8 protein-coding genes, 1 tRNA gene and 1 pseudogene are annotated in these 9,791 nt (G+C 69.1%); 4 read left to right on the plus strand and 6 right to left on the minus strand.

Annotated features, from left to right (window positions below):
• The 4 genes from DMB66_RS52015 to DMB66_RS52030 form a co-directional block, all read right to left on the minus strand.
• Positions 1-2,488: phage/plasmid primase, P4 family (locus tag DMB66_RS52015; protein WP_125811492.1), on the minus strand; the 2,488-nt coding region annotated here is incomplete at its 3' end.
• A gap of 206 nt (positions 2,489-2,694) precedes the next feature.
• Complete coding sequence (locus DMB66_RS52020) at positions 2,695-2,997, minus strand: helix-turn-helix domain-containing protein (protein WP_125811493.1); 303 nt, start codon at positions 2,995-2,997, stop codon at positions 2,695-2,697.
• 583 nt (positions 2,998-3,580) lie between these two features.
• A tRNA-Ala gene (locus DMB66_RS52025) sits at positions 3,581-3,653 on the minus strand.
• Between the two features lie 83 nt (positions 3,654-3,736).
• Complete coding sequence (locus DMB66_RS52030; RefSeq protein ID WP_125811497.1) at positions 3,737-4,294, minus strand: YqgE/AlgH family protein; 558 nt, start codon at positions 4,292-4,294, stop codon at positions 3,737-3,739.
• Between the two features lie 125 nt (positions 4,295-4,419).
• On the opposite strand from DMB66_RS52030, the gene DMB66_RS52035 reads away from it, so the two are divergent.
• The 3 genes from DMB66_RS52035 to DMB66_RS52045 all read left to right on the plus strand — a co-directional run bounded on the left by DMB66_RS52035 (position 4,420) and on the right by DMB66_RS52045 (position 7,245).
• A complete protein-coding gene (locus DMB66_RS52035; RefSeq protein ID WP_125811494.1) occupies positions 4,420-5,226 on the plus strand; it encodes an S-methyl-5'-thioadenosine phosphorylase in 807 nt (268 codons plus the stop codon).
• A 233-nt stretch (positions 5,227-5,459) separates the two neighbouring features.
• Positions 5,460-6,317, plus strand: a complete 858-nt coding sequence (locus DMB66_RS52040; RefSeq protein WP_125811495.1) for an MEDS domain-containing protein — start codon at positions 5,460-5,462, stop codon at positions 6,315-6,317.
• Positions 6,318-6,546: 229 nt separating this feature from the next.
• Positions 6,547-7,245, plus strand: coding sequence for a lytic transglycosylase domain-containing protein (locus DMB66_RS52045; protein WP_199753143.1), 699 nt, complete (start codon positions 6,547-6,549; stop codon positions 7,243-7,245).
• Positions 7,246-7,423: 178 nt separating this feature from the next.
• Here the strand turns inward: DMB66_RS52045 and DMB66_RS52050 are convergent, their stop codons facing one another.
• Together DMB66_RS52050 and DMB66_RS52055 are read right to left on the minus strand one after the other, a co-directional pair.
• A complete protein-coding gene (locus DMB66_RS52050) occupies positions 7,424-8,587 on the minus strand; it encodes a CU044_5270 family protein (protein WP_125811496.1) in 1,164 nt (387 codons plus the stop codon).
• Positions 8,577-9,188, minus strand: a complete 612-nt coding sequence (locus tag DMB66_RS52055) for an RNA polymerase sigma factor (RefSeq protein ID WP_199753144.1) — start codon at positions 9,186-9,188, stop codon at positions 8,577-8,579. The genes DMB66_RS52050 and DMB66_RS52055 overlap by 11 nt, the downstream gene beginning before the upstream one ends.
• 169 nt (positions 9,189-9,357) lie before the next feature.
• Here DMB66_RS52055 and DMB66_RS63210 point away from each other — a divergent pair.
• Positions 9,358-9,791, plus strand: a pseudogene (locus tag DMB66_RS63210) (hypothetical protein); the annotation flags it as partial.

The following is a 9,791-nucleotide window of genomic DNA, read 5'->3' on the forward strand; positions in this document are numbered from 1 at the left end:
TCGACAGACGCTCGCCCGCGCTCAGCAGCTGGATCCCGCGATAGAACCGCCGGCCCTTCGTGCCGCGCCCATCGGCGACTTGAAAGCGATCGCGCAACTCCTGCGTCAGCCGCTTCGCCGACACCGGCCGCTCGCCAGTCTCCTCGCACCATTGCTCGTACGCCGCGCGTAGGACCGTCGTGTCGGTGCGCACCTCGCCCGGACCAGCCACCAGAGCGCACAACTCCTCGACGAAACGGCCGACCGTGTCCTGGTCCCTGGCATACCGCGCAGTCGCCGACAGCACAGCTGCCGGCTCGTTCAACCCGTCCCGCTGGTACGCAGCGGCGCCGCCGATGATCCACGCCAGGACCACCCCAGCGTCCTGGGCAAGGATCTCGCCGAGCCGGCGATTCTGCCGCCCAGGGGGCACCACATTGACGAACGGGATCACCCGGATCCGCCGCCAGAACGCCGGTCCTCCCGACCGCGCCGCCGGCAAATGGTTACCCAACAGCCACAACGTGTGGCTCGGCAAGAAGACGAACGGATCTCTTCTCATAAACCGGGCGTTGATCGAATCGCGGCCCGTCAGCTGTTTCACTTTCGCCTCACCGAAGCGCTGCCCGTCCTCCAACTCCGCGCAGACCACCAGCCGCGCGCCGGCGAGCTGGGCGAGTTCTGCCGGGTGCTCCTGGTGTTTACGTACCATCAACATCTCCGAGGAGGCCGCCACGGCGTAGCCGGATTCGCCCTGGCCCAGCGCGTGCATCACCGTCTCCAGTAACGTCGACTTGCCATTCGCGCCTGGGCCCACCGCGAACGCGAGCACCTGCTCGAGCACCGAACCGATCACCGATACCCCGAGCAACCGCTGCACATAATTGGCCAGATCACGATCATCGCCAAACGTGTCGGTGAGGAACGCGTCGAAGGCCGCCGACTGCCCCGTGAAGTCGGGCGCCGCCGCCGTCGACCGGGTGTGCAGATGAGCAGGATCGGGCGCCGTGAGCTCGCCGGAGCGCAGATCGACGATGCCCGACGGGGTGTTGAGCTCATACGGCCGGGCGTCCAGGTCCGCCAGCGCCACGCTGACCGCGGGGTCCGACCGGGCGAGCCTGATCACCCCGGACACCCCGGATGCTGACAGGACGTGCGATCTGAACCGGCGCCATGCGCCGGCGGCCGGTAGCTGCCGGGCCAGCGCACGCACGAACTCTCGGTGGCGCTCGGCCTCGTCCCAGGCCCATCGATGCCCGTTCCACAACAGCCACCGGCCGCGTTGCGGGCAATACCTCAGTTCATGACCGTGATACGCCACCACAGCGCGAGCCAGCCCGTCCTCCGTCGGACCCCATGCGGCGGCAGCCGGCAGCGGCTCGCTGCCGATCCGAACCGGAGCGGTCGCTTCCGTGCCGTTAGGGCGCTCCTCACGGTCGTCCTGTTCATGGCTTGCTACCTGGGCCGGGCGGCCACCACGACGCGGCGGGCTGCCGAAGCCCGCCCGGCGTAACGCGCTCGCGGCCGCCGCATGATCGCCGCCATGGTTCAAGATCGCGTAGGCGTGGAACTTCGTGATCGGGACCTCGGCGTCGAATTGCGTGCTCGTGGAGAACACGAACAGGCGATCCCGGTCATCGGCACGCCCCGTGGTCGCCGAGATCCCCACGCCCTTGCCGGGCCGGCGCCACGCGCGCATCCGGCCGGAGGTGTAAACCAGCGTCCAGCCCGCCGGCCCAAGAATGTCGCTCCAGTCTGTGCGCCGTTCGTAGTCCTCCCCAGGTGCGGCATCACCACCCGAAGCCATGTCACGGCCGACGGGCGTCCCGCCATGTGGCCGAGACGGCCCCGCGGCCGGGGGTGGTACGGCGTCGAACGACCGCACCACTGCCAGCAGCGCGTCGTGCTCCTCCGACGCGATCTCGGGAATCCGGTCCGGAGTCGCACCGCGCATGGCCGTCCACGGCAGCCGCGTCTCGTGAACCGTTCCGTGTGACGGCGCGACGATCGTGTACCCGCCCTCGCCGCGCGTCTCGGCCAGGGTCTTGATCCGCTCTGTCGGCTCGGCAGCAAGCTCCGCCTCGCTCGCTGGCCGGCGAGCGAGTTTGGTATTCCCGCTGACGGGCGCCCCGCGCAGCCGGTATATCAGATGGACGCCGCCAGAAGGCGTCCGTTCCGCGTACCCGTCGACGGCGATCCGCTGCCATACCACGCTCAGCCCTGCGGCATGAACCGATTCCACGAGGCGTTGCCCCATGCCTTCGGCCACCGCCCGGCCTTCCAACTCGAGCATTTCCAGGCCGCCGGAGACGGCGCCGCATAACACCGCCAGCCCGGGAGGACTACCGGTGAACCAGCGCCGAACCAACTCACGGTCCGGGCGTTCCTTCTGAAAGCGCCGCCACGACACCAAGGGCGCTTTGCTGCCGTCGGCTCGAATCGGAATGACGGCGCAGCCGGCGTCGTGCCAGGCGAGCGCAGCGGTCAGCGTATTCGGGTCAGAGCTCACTCAATCCCTACCGCGGGTTGTGCCCCGGCTGCCTACGGGGATCTCGGGCAAGTGGCCGTGGCGCGCGGTGTCGCCAGCGGGTCCGATTCGGCGGCAACTCGTACGGCGAGTCGGTGTCGCAGAGGCCGCAGGTGCTCCGCACGCGTGGAGAGAATGAATGAGCCTCACAAGACTCTCTGTGTCGCTCTCGGCGGGCCGAATACCTCTCATTTGCGCCGTGCAGCGGCACGCGCCCGAGCCCTACGCGCGATGCGTTCCTGTTCCCGCCGTTCGGCCTCGAAATCGGGCCCTTCCACGGTGTACTGCTTCAGGACCTTCTCGACCTGCGCCGGGGTGAACTTGCGTTTGCGGGCCATGTAGACGTGGTCGACTTCTTCGGCTCGGCACCTGTCGGCCAACCATCGGGGAGAAACACCGAGCATCTTGGCGACCTGGCCGACGGTGTAATAGAGCGTCTGCCCCGGCCCTGCCGCGACCGCGGGCTGACCTTTGGGATCCTGTTCTGGCATGGGATGGCGACTCCCTAGTTGAGAAGGAGCGCCGCGCTTGCCTGTGGTTCATCCGTCCCTTCGGGGGCCGGCCGAGGGCTTGGGCGACCCATCGACGGGACGCTGCCGGTCTCCGTCAGGTACCCGAAGGAGCGGAGGGGAACCGGCGTGCAAGTTCGCGACGTCTTCAGCCTTGGTCACGCAACGCCGCACAGGTAGGTGACGGGGGGTGCCGGGAGGTGACCGTGCTTGGGCGCCCGATCTCTCATCCGTCGCTATGACCGTGCCAGCGGCACGCCCGAGGAGGGTTGCCGACAGCCTGCCGCGACGTGCTCCAGCCCATGAGTCGATCATGGGAAAATGTGACTTCCGCCACTGGATCTCGCCTGGCGAGCGTCAGCGACTCTTCAGAAGGATCGCCCACCCCAGCCGGCCCAAATGATGTTTAGGCAGCTCAGAGGCCATACGTGAGACTTCAATTGCCGCAAAACACCCAACCCTATTAACCCGGTCGAGCGACACGCCGTAACCACATGTTGCCACAAAAAAATCTGGCCGGTCCTCTGTGGACAGAGAACCAGCCTGTTTTGCCTGCTCACAAGGGTGGAGCTGAGGGGACTCGAACCCCTGACCCCCACACTGCCAGTGTGGTGCGCTACCAGCTGCGCCACAGCCCCTTGCCTGCCCCCGGGGTGTCCCGGGCACTCACGGAATAGTACACACCGTCGGGGCCCTCGCGTGCGGAGGGGGCGGGAGCGTGTCAGTTCAGCGAGACGTCCGGCGGGAAGTGGGCCACCGCCGCCAGGATGTCGCCCTGGCGGCGCAGGACCATCGCCCAGAGGTCGTCCGGGCGGCTGACGAACGGGTCGCCCGGCAGCGCGTCGAAGACGAACCAGGAGCCGGCCGCGATCTCGTCCTCGAGCTGGCCCGGGGACCAGCCCGAGTAGCCCGCGAACACCCGGATGCCGGCCACGCTCTCGCGCAGGCGATCCGGATCCGCCGAGAGATCTACGGTGCCGAGGGCGCCGGCGACCTGGTGGAAGCCGGAGACCCGCTTCTTGACCTGCGGGCGGGTCCGGGCCAGGCAGATCGCCGACTCGGGCTGCACCGGGCCGCCCTCGAACAGCACGGCCGGATCACCCGCCAGCTCGCCCCAGTTGCCCAGCACGTCCGCCACCGGCACCTCGGTCGCCCTGTTCAGCACCACACCCAGCGCGCCGCCCGTCTCGTGGGCCACCAGCAGCACCACCGTGCGGTCGAAGTTCGGGTCTTTGAGAGTCGGGGTCGCGACCAGAAGCTGACCGGTCATCGACTCCATCGAGCGACCTCCGATGCGCTGCTCTTCACTGAACACGGCAGCCCCACCTTTGCCCCAGGAGGCCTACGGTCAACGCCATGCTTGGACATTAGCCTGCGATTCCAGCCACCGATAAGGTCTGGCGCATGAAGGAGCATGCCGCGACGGCGGAGATCGGCGTCATCGGTGGATCGGGCCTCTATGCCCTCCTCGACGGAGCGACCGAACATCAGGTGTCCACGCCCTACGGTCTGCCCTCGGATCCGATCACCGTGGCCGAGGTCGGCGGGCGGCGGGTCGCCTTCCTGCCGCGGCACGGCCGGGATCACCGGTTCCCCCCGCACAAGATCCCCTACCGGGCCAATCTGTGGGCGTTGCGGTCGCTGGGCGTACGCCAGATCATCGCGCCCTGTGCCGTCGGCGGCCTGCGACCGGAGCTCGGTCCCGGCACCTTTGTGGTCCCCGACCAGCTCCTCGACCGGACCAGCGGGCGCGAGCAGACCTTCTACGACTCCGGCGCCGTGCACGTGTCCTTCGCCGACCCGTACTGCCCGGACGGCCGGCAGGCCGTGCTGCGCGCCGGCGCGCGGATCAGCCCGGTGGACGGCGGCACGATGGTCGTCGTCGAGGGCCCGCGGTTCTCGACCCGGGCCGAGTCGCGCTGGTTCACCGCGATCGGCGGCGCGGTGGTCAACATGACCGGGCATCCGGAGGCGGTGCTGGCGCGCGAGCTGGCCCTCTGTTACACCGCGATCGCCCTGGTGACAGACCTGGACGCCGGCGTGGAGGGCGACCACGGGGTCACCCAGGAGGAGGTCTTCTCGGTCTTCGCCGCCAACACGGCGCGGCTCCGGGAGGTTCTGCTCGACGCGGTGCGGGCCCTGCCGGTCGAGCGCTCCTGCGCCTGCGGCAACGCCCTGGACGGGATCAAGCTGCCCTTCGCGCTGCCCTGAGACGCCGGCGCGGCCTCCGCGACGTCACTGACCGCGTACGGGATGCCGTGACGCCGACCGATGATCGGGCGACCGGTGGTCACGGAAGGTGATCGTCGATCGCCGGCGCGGGCGCCGGCGGCGGCCGTTCCGGTCGCTGCCGGCCCGACCTGTCACCCGGTCGAGCTACCGACCGCGAACTGCTTGAAGCGTACGGTTCACGGCTACGGGATCGTGACGATGAGGGAAGAGCCGTGGCCAGCTCAGCGCTACTCGATCAGCTCACTTTGGGTGATCATGTCTGCTGGATTGTCGACGATGAGGCCTCGCGCCTGGACATGGTGGCCGGAGCCGTAGACGCGGGCCTGCGCGAGCGGGACAGGGTTCTCTACTGCGGCGACGATCCCGCGGATGCGTTGTCCGGCATCGAGCGCCGGGGCGTGCGCACCTTCGACGCGCTGGCGTCCGGCAGCCTGCGGGCCTCGACGACGGAGGCGTCCTATCTGACGGCCGGTGCCTTCGACCCGGCGGCGGCCGTGCGTTTCCTGCGGGAGGAACAGGATCGGGCGCGCCACGACGGCTACCCGGGCCTGCGGGTGATCGCCGACATGGCCTGGGCGAGCCGGCCGGTGCCGGGCGCCGAGCACCTGCCCCGCCACGAGGCCCGGATCAACGCCCTCTTCACCGAGGGCTATCTGCTGGGCATATGCGCGTACGACCGGCGGCTGTTCGACCCGCTGTGGCTGCGCCGGCTCAGCTGGGCGCATCCCGCCGCCGCGGGCACGCGGGTGCCGTTCGACGCGGCGTCCGCGCTGCGCATGCGGCGCACCCGGGACCCGTACGGGCTGCGCCTGGCCGGCGAGGCGGACCGGTTCAACCGGCAGGCGCTCAGTGCGGTGATCGAGAGTCTGCTCGACGACCTACCCGACGACGACACGCTGGTGAAGATCGACGTGTCCGAGTTGCGGTTCGCCGACACGGCCGCCGCCCGGATCCTGATCCATGCCGCGGACCGCGCGGCGGGCCGGTTCCGGCTCGTGGGCCACTCGCAGACCCTGATCCGGCTGCTCGAATTCCACGGTGCCCGGCGCGTGCCCGATCTGACCGCATAACCGATTCATCGTCGGGGCCCGACGGCCGGCAAAACGGGACATGCCGGGATGGTCCGCGGCCCGGCGATGACGTTGTTTTGAAACAAGTCGAATGGCCCGAAAGCAAGGCCGTATGAGCAATCCCACATCGACGGCCCACCACTTCACCTTGACCGCACGGTGCGCCATGGTGTTCCGCGAACATCATCATCCCCGGATGAGGTCATCGCCCCCAATGGAGGAATGCTTCGTGAATCAGCTCTGGAGCCGGGTCGCGGTGCGGACTGCGTCGGTCGGCCTGCTGCTCACGGGGCTGGCCGCCGGCGTCTACCTCGGGCAGGACAGCAAGGTCCAGGAGCAGCGCAGCACCAGCTCGTCGACCAGCCTCATGCAGGTGGAGGCCGACGACATGCAGCTGCTGAAGCAGCGGCAAGGCAAGCACGCCGCCGCTCGCGCCCAGCAGCGACAGGCCGAGGGTGCTGCCGCCGAGAAGGCCGCCACCGAGGTAAAGGCCTTCGCGGCCAAGGCGCACAAGCTCGAGACCAAGGTGATCGCCGAGAAGAAGGCCGCCGCGGCCAAGAAGAAGGCCGCGCAGGACGGCGGCCCGGTGGCATTCACCGGCCCGATCCCCGATTCGTGCAACGAGTTCAACGGCAGCCGCGCGATCGGGTGCACGCTGACCCTGAAGGCCGGGTTCGGCATCAGCCAGTTCCCGTGCCTGGACAAGCTCTGGAAGCACGAGAGCGGCTGGAACTACCGCGCCGAGAACCGCAGCTCCGGCGCGTACGGAATTCCGCAGGCCCTGCCCGGCAGCAAGATGAAGTCCGCCGGCTCCGATTGGAAAACCAACCCGGCGACCCAGATCAAATGGGGCCTCGGCTACATCAAGGGCCGGTACGACTCACCGTGCGGCGCCTGGTCGCATTTCCAGAGCGCCGGCTCGTACTAGTCAGGCTGCCGGCCTTCATCATCGGCGTCGGCGTGTCGGAAGGTACGTGCCCGACCCGAGCCAGCGCACCGCCGACGACCTGCTTCAGGTACGGAGAATGCCCGGTAACCGTGGGTGGCGACGTCACGTCGCCACCCACGGGTGTGGTTGACCGCGTCCTGTCCCGGTGGCGCGGGAGTTATGGGCGTTGGCCGGCCTTGTCCACGACGGCGATCCCCAGCAGCGCGGACTTGTAGATCACCTCGCCCGGCTTCGGATTCGGTCCCAGCCGGATCTGGGCGGTCCCTTTGCGGCTGTTCGGCGAGCGGACCACCTTCGCGGTGGTCTGATCGAACTCGGCCCCGATGATGTTGTAGCCGAGATACCGATAGCTGGTCGGGTCGAAGATCAATTCGTGACTGGCGCCCGCCTCGGTGCGCGTCACCGCGACCCCGGCCCGCCCGGCGGCGTCGGCCACGTCGCGGCGCACCTGGACGCCGGCGATCCGCCCGGCGGCCAGGAAGGCCGCCTCCTGCACGGCAGGCAGGTGGTTCTTGTACAGGATCTCGGCGATCTCGGTGAACGCACGCTGGTCGGCGGAGAGCCGAACGTATCCACTGGGCCTTCCGTCCGGCCCCGCGCCGACGGACACCCACTCCGGTTCGGCGGCCGCGACCGAGTACACGTACGCCAGCAGTCCGGCCGCATCGGTGGGAACGCGGCCCGGACGATAGGCCGGCTCGGGCGTGCAGGCGACCTCGGGCGTGGTCGCCGGCCGGTCGACCGTCTGTGCCTGCCGGCCGTTCGTGCAGCCGTCGATGTGGGTACGCGTGGACGACCTCCGTACTTCCTGGATCACGAGCCCGTCGCGGGTGCCGTCCACCGAAAGCCAGGTCCGCGTGGGCAGCGGCCCGGAGACCGTGGTCCTACCGGAGTCGATCTTCGACTCGATCTCGACGGAGTCGATGAACAGAAACTGCTTCGGCCGGGCGTCCATCGCCGGGGTGGCGGCTGCGTGCTGAGCCGCCAGCCGCAACACCTGCTCGGCGCCCGGCGGGGCCAGGGGCACGGCGCCTGTCCCGGCTTCGACGTCCGTTCCGCGGCCGGGCGGTGCGGGCTGGCCACCCGCGATGTCGGCCAGTTGCCCGGCCACCAGGGCGGCGGCGACGGCTGCCGCGGCAACGGCGGGCGCGCCGATCCCCCAAGCCAGGCGCACACCACTCAACCGGGACAGCAGCCGAGGCCGGCGAACCGGGTGGCGCATGCCGTTCATCACCCGGTGGCGAACCTCAGCCGGCGGGTCGTCCTGCGCCGGGGCCAGACTCGCCCCGAGTTCCTCCAGAATGGACAGGTCAGATCTCATCGTTCTCCTCCATGGTCGTGGTCGGGTCGAACCCGCCCAGTGCCTTGCGGACCTTTCGCCGCGCCCGGTTGAGCCGCGAGCCCACGGTGCCCTGCGGGATATTCAAGGCATCGGCCACCTCGTCGTAGCTGAGCTGCCCCCACGCGACCAGCAGCAGCACATCGCGATCACCCGGCGCCAGGCCGGCCAGGGCAGCGGCCAGCGGACCCCGGGCGGCATCGGCGACCACCCTGGCCGCCACCTGATCGGCCGGGCCGTCCTGCACGGTTTCGTGCGTCGAACGGGCCATGGCCCGGTAGCGCGCCTGCTCCCGCCGCTGGTGGGTGGCCACCTCCCGGGTGAGAATGCCGAACAACCACGGCCGGGCATCCTGGCGATCGAGGTCGTAGGACGCCCGCCCGCGAAACGCCGCGAGAAACGCCTCCGCCACCACGTCGTCGGCGATCTCGGGACCTACCCGTTGATACGCGTAGCGGTACAGCATCGCGGCGTACCGGTCGTAGATCGGCGCGAACCGGTCCGGATCCGCCAACGACGCGCGAATGACCGCGGCGTCGGTGTCGGCGTTGGTTCCGGCCGCTGCCCGCGTCACCGCAGCCATGAGTGAACTGGCCGTTCCATAACGTCGAGCTCCTGTCGTCGGGTTACCTTCCACCCGTGTCTACGCGCGAGACCCAATCCTTCTTCATCCTCGTAGGCGCCAGGTCCGCCGGCGAGCAACCTGGAGTTGCGTGTTCGGTTTTTGGAGCCGTTCAGTTATGCTGAACAGCATGCCTGACCGAACAGCGCCCGCGGAGAAGGGCACGATCGCCGAGCCCCACGCATTGAAGGTCGCTCGGGAGCGCCTGCGCGAGTTCGGCATAACCCTCGCAGTCGAGTCTCTGGAACACACGCCATCTACCCGGCACAGAGATGCGGGCGTCGATGCGATCGTCACGCTTGCGCATGCGGATGCCAAAGGTCGGTACGCGCTAGTGGTGCAGGAGTCGATGACACTCAGTTCGCTGGCGCACCGGACGTCCGCCGCGCCCCACCCACTGCTGGTCGTCGGTGATCGCATCAGCAGGCGGAGCGCCGCCGCCCTCCGCGACGCGGGAATCCAGTTCGTGGATGCCCTAGGAAACGCGTTCATAGCATTCGACGGCGCGCTCGTCGAAGTGCAGGGTCGTACGGAACCGACCAATCAGGCACCGAAGAGCAGCCC

This window comes from Actinoplanes sp. ATCC 53533 (genome assembly GCF_003947245.1).

Bases quoted from the DNA above. Each gene is read 5' to 3' on its own strand.
- DMB66_RS52030 (WP_125811497.1), bottom strand. From the start codon at position 4,294: ATGGAGTCGATGACCGGTCAGCTTCTGGTCGCGACCCCGACTCTCAAA.
- DMB66_RS52035 (WP_125811494.1), top strand. From the start codon at position 4,420: ATGAAGGAGCATGCCGCGACGGCGGAGATCGGCGTCATCGGTGGATCG.
- DMB66_RS52055 (WP_199753144.1), bottom strand. From the start codon at position 9,188: ATGGCTGCGGTGACGCGGGCAGCGGCCGGAACCAACGCCGACACCGAC.
- DMB66_RS52050 (WP_125811496.1), bottom strand. From the start codon at position 8,587: ATGAGATCTGACCTGTCCATTCTGGAGGAACTCGGGGCGAGTCTGGCC.
- DMB66_RS52020 (WP_125811493.1), bottom strand. From the start codon at position 2,997: ATGCCAGAACAGGATCCCAAAGGTCAGCCCGCGGTCGCGGCAGGGCCG.